General features: G+C 54.1%; 15 protein-coding genes and 1 riboswitch. Of the genes, 7 read left to right on the forward strand and 8 right to left on the reverse strand.

Annotation, left to right across the window (positions count from 1 at the left end; translation table 11 throughout):
• The first annotated feature begins 396 nt into the window (after positions 1-396).
• On the forward strand, positions 397-1,653 hold the full coding sequence (locus OQ287_RS04575) for an SGNH/GDSL hydrolase family protein (RefSeq protein WP_250937075.1): 1,257 nt from the start codon (positions 397-399) through the stop codon (positions 1,651-1,653).
• A gap of 132 nt (positions 1,654-1,785) precedes the next feature.
• On the opposite strand, the gene flhC is transcribed toward OQ287_RS04575, so the two are convergent.
• The 5 genes from flhC to OQ287_RS04600 form a co-directional block, all read right to left on the reverse strand.
• Positions 1,786-2,343, reverse strand: coding sequence for a flagellar transcriptional regulator FlhC (flhC, locus tag OQ287_RS04580; protein WP_250937076.1), 558 nt, complete (start codon positions 2,341-2,343; stop codon positions 1,786-1,788).
• On the reverse strand, positions 2,336-2,677 hold the full coding sequence (flhD, locus tag OQ287_RS04585) for a flagellar transcriptional regulator FlhD (protein ID WP_250937077.1): 342 nt from the start codon (positions 2,675-2,677) through the stop codon (positions 2,336-2,338). The genes flhC and flhD overlap by 8 nt, the downstream gene beginning before the upstream one ends.
• Positions 2,678-3,138: 461 nt before the next feature.
• On the reverse strand, positions 3,139-3,492 hold the full coding sequence (locus OQ287_RS04590) for a hypothetical protein (RefSeq protein WP_250937079.1): 354 nt from the start codon (positions 3,490-3,492) through the stop codon (positions 3,139-3,141).
• Between the two features lie 208 nt (positions 3,493-3,700).
• A complete protein-coding gene (locus tag OQ287_RS04595) occupies positions 3,701-5,407 on the reverse strand; it encodes a potassium/proton antiporter (RefSeq protein WP_250937082.1) in 1,707 nt (568 codons plus the stop codon).
• Positions 5,408-5,462: 55 nt separating this feature from the next.
• Entirely contained in the window at positions 5,463-6,332 is an 870-nt protein-coding gene (locus tag OQ287_RS04600; RefSeq protein WP_250937084.1) for a hypothetical protein, read from the reverse strand.
• 37 nt (positions 6,333-6,369) lie between these two features.
• Positions 6,370-6,468, forward strand: a riboswitch (TPP riboswitch).
• Positions 6,469-6,502: 34 nt separating this feature from the next.
• Here OQ287_RS04600 and OQ287_RS04605 point away from each other — a divergent pair.
• The 5 genes from OQ287_RS04605 (at position 6,503) to OQ287_RS04625 (ending at position 11,020) form a co-directional block, all read left to right on the forward strand.
• Positions 6,503-7,243, forward strand: coding sequence for an ABC transporter ATP-binding protein (locus OQ287_RS04605; protein WP_250937087.1), 741 nt, complete (start codon positions 6,503-6,505; stop codon positions 7,241-7,243).
• Entirely contained in the window at positions 7,240-8,013 is a 774-nt protein-coding gene (locus OQ287_RS04610; protein WP_250937089.1) for an ABC transporter permease, read from the forward strand. Before OQ287_RS04605 ends, OQ287_RS04610 begins: the two co-directional genes overlap by 4 nt.
• 25 nt (positions 8,014-8,038) lie before the next feature.
• Positions 8,039-9,091, forward strand: coding sequence for an ABC transporter substrate-binding protein (locus OQ287_RS04615; RefSeq protein ID WP_250937092.1), 1,053 nt, complete (start codon positions 8,039-8,041; stop codon positions 9,089-9,091).
• 166 nt (positions 9,092-9,257) lie between these two features.
• Positions 9,258-9,695 carry a manganese-binding transcriptional regulator MntR gene (gene mntR / locus OQ287_RS04620; protein WP_250937094.1) on the forward strand — a complete coding sequence of 146 codons (438 nt, stop codon included), beginning with the start codon at positions 9,258-9,260 and terminating at the stop codon, positions 9,693-9,695.
• A gap of 398 nt (positions 9,696-10,093) precedes the next feature.
• Positions 10,094-11,020 (forward strand): GIY-YIG nuclease family protein, encoded by a 927-nt coding sequence (locus tag OQ287_RS04625; protein WP_250937105.1) that lies wholly within the window; start codon positions 10,094-10,096, stop codon positions 11,018-11,020.
• Positions 11,021-11,056: 36 nt separating this feature from the next.
• Here OQ287_RS04625 and OQ287_RS04630 read toward each other — a convergent pair whose 3' ends face one another.
• The 3 genes from OQ287_RS04630 to OQ287_RS04640 are packed head-to-tail and all read right to left on the reverse strand — an operon-like array spanning position 11,057 to position 13,456.
• A complete protein-coding gene (locus OQ287_RS04630) occupies positions 11,057-11,836 on the reverse strand; it encodes an alpha/beta fold hydrolase (RefSeq protein ID WP_250937106.1) in 780 nt (259 codons plus the stop codon).
• A gap of 4 nt (positions 11,837-11,840) precedes the next feature.
• Positions 11,841-12,779 carry a LysR family transcriptional regulator gene (locus OQ287_RS04635; RefSeq protein WP_250937107.1) on the reverse strand — a complete coding sequence of 313 codons (939 nt, stop codon included), beginning with the start codon at positions 12,777-12,779 and terminating at the stop codon, positions 11,841-11,843.
• A gap of 29 nt (positions 12,780-12,808) precedes the next feature.
• Positions 12,809-13,456 (reverse strand): 7-cyano-7-deazaguanine/7-aminomethyl-7-deazaguanine transporter, encoded by a 648-nt coding sequence (locus OQ287_RS04640; protein WP_250937110.1) that lies wholly within the window; start codon positions 13,454-13,456, stop codon positions 12,809-12,811.
• A gap of 223 nt (positions 13,457-13,679) precedes the next feature.
• On the opposite strand from OQ287_RS04640, the gene OQ287_RS04645 reads away from it, so the two are divergent.
• The gene (locus OQ287_RS04645) at positions 13,680-13,994 is read left to right on the forward strand and encodes an ArsR/SmtB family transcription factor (protein ID WP_250937113.1); all 315 of its coding nucleotides are present in this window, start codon (positions 13,680-13,682) and stop codon (positions 13,992-13,994) included.
• Positions 13,995-14,019: the final 25 nt, after the last annotated feature.

Consider the following 14,019-nt stretch of genomic DNA (forward strand, 5'->3'; position numbering starts at 1 on the left):
GTTCATGAAACAGTCGCCAGAGCGTTAGCGCAATTTTTCATGTTAAAAGACTCAGACTTTCCAATCCGGACATTCAAGGCTCATTGCAGGGCTTCGGATGTTCAGACGCACTCCGGTCGGTCAGTAATGGATGCAAAGCATTATCCACCGCCTGATCGACAAGGCCCTGTTCAAGATACAAAGAAGCTTGAACTGTCTCCGGTAGAACACACTACACCACATGCAATATCCATTGGGCCGATAACACCTCGCATTTGGAAACCGGCATCAAACGTTTATAACCCGGTGTCCCACTTAATAGGACACTCCCTGTTCCGTGATATAGCCGACTCACAAGCCCATGCTGAGCACTGCAAGGTAGCGAATTGTAAATATTCCAATACAACGAGGTGACTCATGGATTATTCCACTTATGCAGGCGTTATCAACAGCACTCATGTTCGCCGTTATCCGGATCGAATCGGGGCGTTTGGCGCATCCATCATGTGGATGACAGGAAACGGAAGTGAGGATGCCGATGAGATGCAATTTCGCCTTACACAGGTAGGTCTGCCGGCATCAACGCGCTGGGCTACAGGCATGGCTGTTTCCGGGCGGGCCGTTGATGGATATGTGCGCTATCTGGATAACATGCTTGCCCCCATGAAAGGTGCAGAAAAGGGGCTGATACTGGTTCATGGACCGGGCAATTCAGTCACTGCCAAAGGTCCTTACCCCGGAGGTGCCGAGGAAATTTACACGGGCATGCGCACCGTATTGCAGGGCATTGCCGATAGAGGCTACACCCCTCTTTATCTCGGGCTGACCTATCGTCGCCCCCAGAAATCAAAACCCCGTGAAACCGCCACTTACAATCGAGAAATATGCTGGCCGTTGATCAAGGAATTTTCACCGGCAATCTGGGATTGGGACAATGACAGGCCAGCCTGGGACTTTTATCGACTCACACAGGAGCTGGGCCCATGGCTACAGGACGATAATGTACATCCCTCTCCCCCCATGCGCTGTGCCATGAGAACCTGGTGGGCCATGAAACTTGGTGAGCTACTGCACTCACGTCCGGCAGTCAGTGCCGCAGACTTCAAGGGAAAACGTATCGTTTTTTCCTTCAGCCCGGATCAAAAGTCGGCCTTCAATAACATCAACGTCATGATTGCCAGCAATGAGTCAGGTTCGAGCACCGGGCAAAATTCTGCCGCAGGCTGCTCTCGCGTCCTGACTACCGAAGGTCGGCCGCTCGATGGCGTATGGGCCACCTCGATGGGCTATAGCGGGCACAATAACAAGGGGCGAACGACGGGCACAGGCGATACCAGCGCCAGTATCCAGAATGAGACCCTGATTGCACACAATCTATACAGCGGACATGACGATGTATTTGAAGCCTTGACCATTCGAGGCTTGCCGCAGGGGCTCTATGGCACATTGACGCTTATTGCGAGCAGAAAGGCGGACGATGAAAAACGACGGGGAGATTTTTGGCTTGAAGGCCATGAGCATACAAAATATCAGGTAGATGCCTCCCTCAACCCTCCCAAACCCATCAAAATGCGATTCGAAGTACAGGGAAACCACTTGGTACTGCTAGGCCAGAAACAGCCAGACAGCGAGTATTGTTACCTTGCAGGAGCTCAACTGGATTTCGATATCTAATCCTCAATTCCACATGATGGATTCAAAAACCATTAAAAAAAGCCCTGGTACAGTGTACCGGGGCTAATACAGCAAGGAATATCCATATGCGTACTTCAGACATCGACATGACCACCAGAATTGAACCAAGGGCTATTGCACTCCTTCCTGTTGAAGACGTTTCTTCTCGGCCGCTTTCCTGGTCTTGCCTGCACGAGAAGGAGGCTGACAAATACCGCATACAAAATTATGTTCAAGGCTGTGCGCGTGAGCCACGAACTGGCCGCCACAGCGAGTACAAGGTGACAGCTGCAGCATGTCGCTTTCGAAAAAACGAATCAGCGTCCAGGCCCGTGTCAGTCCGAGTACCGCTTCATCTTCCTCAAGCAGTGAAATCTGCTCCAGATACAGTTTGTAGCTTTTAATGAGCGCATCCATCCGTGAGCAATCACTGCTCTCACTGACATAGCGATAAATATTGTAAAAAAGCGATGAGTGGATATTCGGTGACCAGGTAACAAACCAGTCAGTCGAAAATGGCAGCATCCCCTTGGGTGGCGACATGCCCCGTATTTCCTTATAGAGCTTGATAAGGCGGCCACGACTCAGATCTGTTTCGGATTCAAGCACTTGAAGCCGGGCACCGAGTTCAATCAGCTCGATGGCCATCTGAACCTGTTTAACCTCATTGAGAACGCTTTTATCAGCCACGACGCTTACCTCCTGCTACTGCTTCGCCACCAGAGCGCCCTGCCAGCAAAATGGCTTCATGGGTACGTTGAAGATCGTTAGTGCGGTTGCTGCCGGTGAGTGCCTCAAGCGCTGGCACGCTATCAAGAGAGAAATGGCACAGCAACTGGCTTGAGCTGGCAAGCTTGGCAAGCTCGGAAATCGGCAAACCACTCAGCACGTTAGCCATCTCTGCGCTGATCTTCAGCCGAAACATGGCCTGATCACGGTCTTCGTTCAACAGTCGCTGAACCAGCAACAGGTAGGACAGGTTAACGTTACGGATATCTTCGAGCAGGCTGGATGCAGAGTTCATGGGTGAGATCCTCGAATGTCGCTTGAATATGGTTTTTTTGTAATCCAGTTTTCTTCTTAAAGGTCTTTTGAAATTTTTTGTTACCTTTTGCAGCTAGATTACACATCACACAAAAAGATTACAAACACTAATCTCAAAAAAATCAGTCTAATACTCCCAAAAATAACTATCGGCTCACCTTCCTAAATTAAATTTGGCTATCAAAAAAAACCCTTAAAAAACATGAGTTTATAAAACAACTCTCCCTATCTCATTAAAAAACAACCTTTTTTAAAGCAGCTACCCACCCCCTATTTGTAGTACAGTAGTGGAAAAGACACCAACCTATAAGATTAGAAAATTACTACTTTTCATGAAATTTTTGCGACTCAGCGTATGCTGACAACGAAACATCTGGTTACAAAAAGGGCGAACATACAAAAAAAGCGCCCTTCCGGGCGCCTTATCAATTGTTACCTGTATCAACAGGTCTCGGTGGGTACGGTTTCTGCATCCCAGCGGAGATAGGCGGTATAGGCATTATTCAGAAACAGGAGGATATGAGAGAGCGTATTGGCGTTGGCAACCGTCAGATCATGGCAAAGTGCATTGACATAGTTCTGCTCCTGAAGCTGTTCACAGTCGAGATCTGGAGCAATAAAGGGGTAGACGATAAAGCGAAGCAGCACTTGCTGATGATGCTTCAGGCAACCCTGCCAGTGCAGCATCTCGAAAAGTTCGGCCGATGAGGCGCCTCGCTCCAAATGCATGGATATTACGCGCTGATTACTGGCTACAGCCCGTTTGTACCTCCCCAGCAATTCAATCATTGTCATGGCCGACTCCACTTGTGCTTCTGATCTTTCCAATAGTCTACAAACACTTTTCCAGGAATGGTCTCTTGAAAAAAAGGGTTTCCATGCGTTATTTACGTGCAAGAAAAGCATGCAGACTCAACAAGATACGCTTGAAACATATCATAAACATCAATTACGTCTGGTTACAATAAAACTTGATGCCAAAAAAGTATGGGACGTCAATATCTTACTGCAGACGCAGGCCGACCTTCAGCACCTGATTGCCTTGCACTTCATGTACAACCCAGTGGATGCCATGCCAGTCCACATCGTCACCTACTACCGGATTTCCACCCACACGACGGGCAATGAACTCACCCAACAGCTTGTCCTTTTCTCCGGCACTAAGCGTTAACCCATAAGCCTGTGCCAATTCCAGCATTGGCGCATTGCCATCAATGATGAAGGCACCGTAGAAGTCACGAGCCACCTTGAGGCGTGCTTCACCATCAAACATGCGATTCAGCGCCGCTACATCGCCGGAACGCCCAATCGCACATACAAGGTCGTGCTTTTCAAGCTCGGTGCTGCCCTTCGGATAAATCATTTCGTGATCACGAAATACCGCCGCAAGTGAGGTGCCGGATGGAAAACGAAGATACCGCAACGGTATTTTTTCCACACCTCGGTTATCGACATGGTACATCAGCATTTCATAATCATTTTCGTGTAACACTCCCATGGTGCGCCGTCGTGAGGGTGATGCGCTTGGGGGTACGACAACCTTCATCCATCGAGCCATGGGCGCCAATGACATGCCTTGCACGATCAGTGACATCAGCACCACCACAAAGGCAACATTAAAGTAGATATCCGACTCTTCAACACCGCTGATCACTGGCAAAATGGCCAGCACGATAGGGACAGCACCTCGAAGGCCTACCCAGGATATAAAAATCAACTCCTTCCAGCGAAAGCCGAAAAAGGGCTTCAGACTAAGCATGACGGCGATGGGGCGAGCGACCAGTACCAGCGAAGCAGACACCAGCAGGGAAGGCCACAGGTAATCCAGTACCTGACTTGGAGTCACCAGCATTCCCAGAACAAGAAACAGCGCAATCAAACTGAGCCAGGCCATGCCATCATGCACGGGCAAAATGTGTTCGATATGTTGACCGCGCACATTGCCAACCATAAGCCCCATCAGATAGATGGCAAGAAAACCACTCCCATTCACCATATTGGTCAAGGCAAACAGCGTCAGGCCCAGCGCCATGGTCAACAGGGCATACAGCCCGGAAGCCAGATCCAGCCACTTGAGAAGCCTGCCAATGCACCATCCTCCACCAAGGCCGAAAGCAAGCCCCCAGCCAAACTGTTCAACGAACAGCATGACAGTTTCAAAGACACCACTTACCTGCCCCACCAGCATCTGGGACAAAATCAGAGTCAGGAAAATAGCCATCGGGTCGTTGGTACCGGACTCGATTTCAAGGGTGGCGCCAACGCGCTCGTTGAGCTTGATCCCCTGACCGTTGAGCATTGAAAATACAGCTGCCGCGTCGGTAGACCCTACAATCGCTCCTACCAGTAACCCCTGAAGCAGGGACAGGTCGAATACCCACATGGCGACGACGCCAACCAGACCACTGGTAATGAAGACCCCGAGTGTTGCCAGCGACAAAGCGGGTTTAAGCCCCACGCGGAAGGTCGACATCCGTGTCTGCAACCCCCCATCAAGCAAAATCATCGCCAGAGCCAGCTGACCGATCACATAAGCTCTGGAGTAATCATCAAAATGGATGCCCAGCACACCCTCTTCACCGGCCATCATGCCGATAAAGAGAAACAGGGGGAGTAATGGCATACCAATACGGGCTGACACGCGGCTGGCCAGGATACTGAGCACGACCAGCAGGCCGGCCACCACATACACACTATTAAAATCCGTCAAGGCATATTCCACTCGATTGTATTCACTGGTCACTACCCTATTTCATACCACGTTTTCACGATGACAGAAGGTCTATCCAGACTGACGCCTCTTCCACGCGTGCATACTCACACGGGCCGGTGACCTGCATGGCATGAAGTATCCGACGATACCATGCGCGATGCCCCCTGATAGAGGGCACTGGCATATGTTGCTGATAAGCGGCAATAAAGGCCTGCCTTGCCATCCCCGAAGGCACCATCAATTCCAGAAGGGTCCAGTCAAATTCGATCGGCGCCCGCACCAGCGCCTCCCAGTCACACCAGATCAGCCGCTGCGCTCCCTGCAGAAACTGATCAGGACGCATATCAGGTAACGCCATTACCGTACCCACGGAGGGCGGTAATGGCGTTACCGGCAAGGGCGAGCCATCCATTGCCTTCAAAAAATCGATAACCCGGGCCGACCATGTTGAAAGACTTGTCTGACGATCGGCTGATACAGGATCCCCTACACACTCCCCTTGGGTCGCAACATGAATCTGTCCCAGGGTATGCCCCAGAGTTTGCGCCGTGAGTGATGTCCATTCGACCCGGTCACCCTCGACCCAAGGCAACGCCCATAACGGGCGCTCCGCCACCACACCGAGGTAGCGCATCGCAAGCACCTCGAGCGGCAGAGGCGGCAGCCATGCCTTCAACTCGGGGCGACTCGGAGCGTCTCTCCAGCGATTTACCTGAAAAAGCGCATGCATGCCCTGCCAGAAGCTGCCATCACATGTCGGCGTACGCGGCATTTTGATGATTGCATCGAGTTCATGGCTTCGCCACAGCCAGTTGGCGCTGTCATCAAAGGCAATCGGCAGCACCACCAGTCGGCTGTCCTTCAAAAAGGATGCCACAGCGCGAGTCAGCGTCGCGGGAGGGGAATCTGAAGGCTCTGACATTTCGCTGGTCGCTCTGATCGATAACACGTTACACTTTCTTGAAGGATGGGGGTGCCTACGGGCTGAGAGTGCTTGCCACAACCCATTGAACCTGATCCGGATTATACCGGCGGAGGGATATCCATGCGCGCAATCGCAACTTATCTCTGCGCTACCAGCGGAGAAAGTAAATGACATCTGTACCTGGCCTGCAGGTGGCCAACGCTACCCTGTCCTATCAGCAACGCCCGCTGTTTAAAGATCTGTCATTCACATTTGCTCCTGCCACCTGGACCTGTCTGCTGGGCCGAAGCGGCTGTGGCAAAAGCTCACTGCTGCGATTGATTGCCGGGCTGGAGGCGCCAGACAGGCCAACGCTTATGGTCACGGATCACCGTGGCAATCCGCTGCCCCCTCAGGGCATTGCCTGGATGGCTCAACAGGATGCACTACTGCCCTGGCTCAATGTCATGGATAATATAACCATTGGCGCCAGACTTCGAAACACGCTGGATGATACGCATCGTGACCAGGCGCACGCCCTGCTTGAACGATTGCAACTCGCCGATCGGGCAAAAAGCCGACCAAATCAGCTTTCCGGTGGGCAGCGCCAGCGAGTAGCCCTGGCACGCACATTGATGCAACCCGCGCCCATCGTACTGATGGATGAGCCCTTTTCCGCTGTGGATGCCATTACCCGCAGCGAGCTGCACGCCCTGTCGATCGAACTTCTTGCCGAACGAACCGTATTGATGGTCACTCACGATCCTCGCGAGGCACTACGGCTGAGTGATGATATTTACATTCTTGCCAGTGGCCAACTGGAACACCTTTCCACGCGAAAAGGACAACGTCCTGCCGAACTCTCACTGGAGGAGCGTGATGCCCTTGAGCGCCACATCATGAGCCAGCTCGGAGGTATAGCGCCATGACCGCCCTTGCAACCGGTAGCCGAAAACTGATCGCATTGGCACTCACACTGACAGTGCTGATTATTGCCTGGCAGGCGATCGTCAGTCTTGCCGACCTGCCCCGCTACATCCTGCCAGGCCCCTTGTCGGTGATTCAGGCACTGGAGCGATTTGCTCCCCTACTAATCACCCACGGGCTTTACACTGCACTGGAAATTCTCCTAGGTTTTGTGGGAGGCGTTCTGCTGGGCATTCTGACAGCACTGCTGCTGGCGGCCTTTCTGCCGGTACGCCGCATCCTGCTTCCGCTACTACTGGCCTCACAGACCATCCCCATTTTTGCCATCGCGCCCCTGTTGATGCTGTGGCTGGGATACGGACTGCTTTCCAAGGTCGTCATGGCCATGCTGATCATCTATTTCCCGGTCGCCTCTACCTGCTTTGACGGCCTGCGCCACACGCCTGCCGCGTGGCTCGACATGGCCACCACACTCGGTGCAACACGGCGTCAGCGCCTGTTTCGCATCCAGCTACCTGCCGCCCTGCCTTCACTGTGCTCAGGACTTCGCATGGCAGCCACCGCGGCACCAATAGGTGCCGTCATTGGGGAATGGGTAGGTTCGAGCCAGGGGCTCGGTTACCTGATGCTGCAGGCCAATGGGCGAATGCAGACTGATCTGATGTTTGCTGCTCTGTTCATGCTGATCATCATCGCGGTAGGCCTTTATCAACTGGTGGACTGGCTAAGCCGCTGGCTGGTGCCATGGCAACAACGCACGACAACCCTCTGAGCATGTTTCGACAAGGATATCCATCATGACAACCACCAATCACTCACGCCGCTGGCTGCTCAAGACCGCAACCTTTATGACGGCAGCAGCCACGCTGCCATCACTTGCACGTGCAGATGATTCAGCCATTGCCCCCGCGGCACCGGCAGAAGCCGACCCGATCGCTCCACCACCGGTCACATCGCTATCCATCATGCTCGACTGGTACGTCAATCCGACTCATGGGCCAATCGTGATTGCCCATCAGAAGGGGTTCTTCAAGGAACACGGCCTGGACGTCACCCTTCGTACCCCAGCAGACCCCAGCGCTCCGCCGAAACTGGTAGCCGCCGGCCAGATCGATCTGGCACTGAGCTATCAGCCTCAGCTACACCTGCAGGTGGGCCAGGGCCTGCCGCTGGTACGCGTCGGTACGCTGATCGGCACGCCACTGAATGTTCTGGTGGTTCGCAAGGACAGCAACATCAAGTCGCTTTCGGACCTGAAGGGAAAATCAGTCGGCTACTCGGTCGGTGGTGTCGAGCGTGTCCTGCTGGATGGCATGCTCAAGCACAGCGGGCTCAGTGAACATGACATTGATCTGGTCAACGTGAACTTTTCACTGACACCTGCCTTGATCAGCGGCAAGGTGGATGCCGTTACTGGCGCCTTCCGCAACTTTGAACTGGCACAAATGGCCCAGGAAGGCGTCGAGGGGCGGCCCTTTTACATCGAGGAACATGGTGTTCCCGCCTATGAAGAACTGGTATTCATTGCCAATACCGAAACCATCGCCAGCCATCAACGCGCCTTCTCCAGCTTCATGAAAGCCATCGAGGAAGCGGCGCTCTGGACCATCAACCACCCCAACGAAGGCTGGGAGTTGTTCAAGGCCTATGACCCGGTCCTTGACAATGAACTAAACCATCAGGCCTGGCAGCAAAGCGTGAGCCGATTTGCCCTTCGCCCGGCCGCAACCGACGCTGGCCGCTATCTGCGGTTTCAACAGTTTCTACTGGACAATCATGCCATTGAACAGAAGGTTCCTGTAGACAGGCTCACGCTGGATATCAATAACCTGCCCCCTGCACCAAAATAACGATCCATAAAGGCCTTTAGGTGCTGACAGGGCAGCGTGCTATCATGAAGGCATTGCGCTGGAACCGTATATAGCCGCTCTTTCTTGATATCCTGGCCTGGCCAGGCTACGGAGCCGGCGGTTTTTGTGTTATTTTGTGCGTTTTGGCGAGTGACAAGAGAGAGTCATGACTGTAACCCCACATCACGAGCATTTCGAACGCGTTCGCCAGGATCACCAGCGCGAACTCGTTGAGGATTATGTGGAAGAGATCGCCCACCTTCACCACCATCTGGGTGAAGCGCGTGCCAGCGACTTGGCAGAGCGTTTTGGCGTCAGTCCGGCTGCGGTTTCCAAGGTCGTCACTCGCCTCAAGCGGGATGGCCTGGTCAATGCACGCCCCTACCGTGGCATCTTTCTGACCGAGCAGGGAGAAAACCTTGCCGTCAAGGTTGCTCAGCGCCATGAGGTCGTGCTTAACACGCTACTGGCCCTTGGCGTACCGGATGCCATAGCCCGCGCCGATTCCGAAGGCATAGAGCATCATTGCAGCCACGAAACGGTTGAAGCCATGCGTGCATTTATTCAGCGTTACCATGGTGACCTTGAAACAACCTCACGCTGAGACTGTCTCGTTACCCGGGGAGACACGCCATTCATCCGCCCTCTCTGCAGGCCTGTCATCCTGATGCACTGGTCTTCATCGAACCGACTGCTACCGGGCCTCGCCCCTCACATGACAGCCTGACCCGCCTTCACCTTGTTGAGTATCGCAATAACAGCATCACACGGGCCGACACATGGCAGGTTCCCTCGCCCCCGAACGCGGAGTTTTTCGACAGGCTGGCTAACTGGGTTGGTGAGGCATTACCCATCATTGATAATGCCCGCTACTGGCTGGCCTTTTTTCATCACTATACTCGCAAGGCAGGACAGGTTCTGCCACTGAAGCCGGTATGCCTTCGTCGTCTGGAATTCGGTATTGATCCCGATGGTACACATCAGGATACCTCCGACGACCTGATGACCCGCTGGAGAATACTGGCCGATCAACACGACCATGAAACGCTGGTGGCTCGCCTTTTGACCCAACTCCGCCTGCGCGCCCTGCCGGCTCGAGTATCGCCGGAAGAACTGACAAGCCTGCCTCACGCCCCGGGCGTTTACCTGTTTTACGGGGCCAACCAGGCACTGCTTTATGTAGGCAAGAGTATTGATCTCAGAAGCCGCGTGGCGAGCCACTTCACAAATGCCCTGCACGATGACAGGGAACTGCGTATCAGTCAGCAGACCGAACGCATCGAGTATGAACAGACCGATGGCGACTTCAGCGCGCAATTACGAGAAATAGAACTGATCAAGGCCCGCCAGCCGCTGTTCAACAGGAAGCTTCGACGCCAAAAGAACCTGCTGACCTGGCAATGGCCGAAGCACGCTGCCACACCGGTACTGACATCACAGTGGCTGCATGACGAAAGCGCCTGCTACGGGCTTTTCAAGAATCGGCGCGAAGGACTCGAGACCCTCAAAAAAACAGCGACGGAGCACAGACTCTGCCCTGAAACACTTGGATTGGAACCAGCGCACGGCCGGTGCTTTGCATACCAGCTCGGGCGCTGTGCAGGCGCCTGTCAGGGCATCGAATCCCGGGAGGCCCATGAAGATCGGGCCCGCCAGGCCATGGCGCCATGGCGCCTTGCCAACTGGAGCTGGCACGGGCCAATTCTGGTCATGGAAGGTGAGCAGAACGAGCGGGGGCATCTTTTTGACCAATGGTGCTATCTAGGGGCAGTAGACAGCATCGGCGATGCCTACCGCACGCGTCATGACAGGCCACGGTTTGATGCCGACATCTACCGGCTGCTGAAGCGATATATCGGCGTCTCAGCGCCGCCCGGTACCGTGAACGTTCTTCCGCTGGACCCTGCCCTGATGGAGTGGCGGCGCTGAGACCAGGGCGCATGAGCCACCACACACGCCTTGGTCTCAGCGTGTCAGAAAGGCCTCGACACACTGCCTGAAGCGCTCCGGCATTTCGGCATGTATCCAGTGACCTGCACCTTCCAGTGTTTCAACGTCCAGCGCTGTCATCAGCGCATTCGCTGCCGCCAGCCCCTCATCGTTTACATACGGCGACGCACCACCTCGGATCAGCAGCGAAGGCATATCTATCGGCCCATCACCGTCGGGGGCCGCAATTATCCGTGGATAATCGGTTTCAATGTTATCAAGCCCCACCCGCCAGACCAGCTGCCCTGCCTCACGAACCAGATTAGTCGCCAGAAACTGGCGCGTCATACGCTGATCCACATGGTGCGCCATCAGCTCGTCGGCTTCCTGCCGGGTTTTAACGGTAGCCCTTTCAACCTCACGCATCGCGCTGAAGACATCATCGTGACCATGCTGATACGCCAGTGGCGCAATATCTGCCACTACCAGTCGCTCAACTGTTTCGGGAGACAACCGGGCCACTGTCATCGCCACCTTGCCACCCATGGAATGTCCCAGCAGATAGCAGCGCTTGACCTCCAGGCGCTCAAGCGTAGCCAGCACATCCTGCGCCATGGCTTTATAGCTCATGCCCTCTGCATGCGGCGACTGGCCATGATTACGTAAATCAAGTGCAATGACTCGACCATGCGCCTGCCAATGCTTGACGTGAGAACGCCAGTTATCAGCACTCCCCATCAACCCATGAAGAATAACCAGCGGCGGGTGAAGAGATGTGTCCCGGCCCTCATCCAGGGCGTGAAGTACAATGCTCATGAGGTTAGCTCCCGGCAGTATAAGGCGGTGAAAAAGGCGCGCGACCGGCGTGGTCAATCTCGTCAAGATGTACCTTGAAGGCCTGCCACACCGGACTACGATAGCGGCTGGCATGCCATACCATATAGAAATGGCGTTTCAGTGACAGTCCGTCAAGACACAGCTCCACCAGCGTGCCCTGCTCAAGCTCCTCCCTGACAGCCAGCTCCGATAGGCATCCCAGCCCCAGACCGGCACGTACCGCCTGCTTGATTGCTTCGTGCTGGCCCAGCTCGAGACGAATATTGAGTCGACCAAGCCGGTCATGAATGGCTGCTTCAAAAACCGCTCTGGTCCCGGAACCTTCCTCACGCAAAACCCAGTCGGCATCAGAAAGGGCCTGAGCACTGACGTTGGGAGTAGCAGCAAGCGGGTGATCCGGGGCGGCAATAATAACCAGCCTGTCTTCCTGCCAGGGCACACTGATCAGTTCGCGATGATGACAAATGCCCTCAATGAGCCCCAGATCGGCTTCAAAGCGACGGACGCTATCAATGACCTCATACGTATTGCGCAGTTTTAGATCGAGCCGAACATCAGGATAGCGCGCTGTGAATCCACCGATGATACTCGGCATCAGATAGCTGCCCACCGTCGCACTGGCCGATAGACGCAACTCACCGCTCAAGGGGCCATCCGGCTCACGTGCCTCGCTTTCAAACAGATCCACGTCATCCAGTAACTGTTCAGCGCGGGACAGAAGACGCTGCCCCACCGCATTCAACTCGAGACGTCGACCCAACCGTTCGGCAACGCTTACCCCCAGCTGACGCTCGAATTCAGTCAGTGCCTGGCTTGTTGCCGACTGTGACAGACCCAGTTCGCGCGCGGCTGCACTGACGGACCCGGAGCGCGCCACAGCCACGAACACATGCAGCTGGCGAAGCGTAATACGACTAGACATTCAATAATCCTTGAAGGGAGCATCAGCCATCATGCGGTGTCAGGCATACCGGGCCTGACAAGGCGCGTAAGCAGCATTAAACAAATACCATACAACGGCAGAAACAACAGGCCGCTGATCACCAGCTTGATGACGTAGTCCACCCAGGCAATTTCAACCCAGTGTGTCGCCATGAACGGATCGCTGCTGCCCCAAAAGGCAATGGTAAAGAATACGAAGGTATCAAGCAGATTCCCGAATACCGTCGACAGCAAAGGCGCCAGCATGGCATGCCCTCGCCGCCGGAGCCGGCCAAACAGCCCGGCATCCAGCATCTGACCGCACACGTAAGCACCAAAGCTTGCAAAGGCGACCCGAATACTGACCCATGAAATATCAAGCAGCCGTTCCGGAGTCCAGTGCCCTGGCTGAAACAGGGTGGACAGCAGGCAGGACAGAAACAATGCCGGCAGCATGGCGCGCCAGATAACCCTATAGGCCAGCCGCTGCCCGGTCAGCCGAACGGTCAGATCCGTTAGAACAAAAATCAGCGGGAAGCTGAAAGCACCCCAGGTAGTATGCCACCCCATTAACGTTACCGGGTGCTGAACAAGGACGTTACTAAGGCAGATAACTGCAAGATGAGCCAGAACCAATCCGTTTAAAAGTCGTGTTCCCGGCGTTGAAGACACCAGCATTTCATATCCTTTTTTGACATAAAGGGGGTGAGGGAACCCCTGAAAGTAGCGAAAGTCTAACGTTTAGAGTGGTCAGGTGACAAACACAAGCCGCACTGTAGAGCCTTTGTACAAGCACTTCCGTTGAAAACGATGAAAAAACGTTTAATTCGGCATTTGAACAATGAGGCAGTTTTAAATGATCATCCTCTTATTGATTTTATAAACAGACTAAGGATGTCTCATGAGCTTATACGATACCGCCAATACCAATACTGCCGAATATGAAATGGTCATCACCGAAGCCACGCCGATTCTCAAGGCCATGGCCAACGAAAATCGCCTTCGTATTCTCTGCCTGCTGAAAGAAGGTGAGCAATCCGTTTCCGAACTCAATACGCGACTGGAACTCAGTCAGTCCGCGCTGTCACAGCACCTTGCCGTGCTCCGTCGCGAAGGACTGGTCAGCACCCGTCGTGCGTCACAGACCATCTTTTACTCACTGAAGGGCGAGCATGCCAAGGCCGTACTGAGCACGCTCGGTACCCTGCAGCGTTAACATATTGATGGCACTGGGTCACTGA

The sequence above is a fragment of the Larsenimonas rhizosphaerae genome (assembly GCF_026240105.1).
GTDB lineage: Bacteria > Pseudomonadota > Gammaproteobacteria > Pseudomonadales > Halomonadaceae > Larsenimonas > Larsenimonas rhizosphaerae.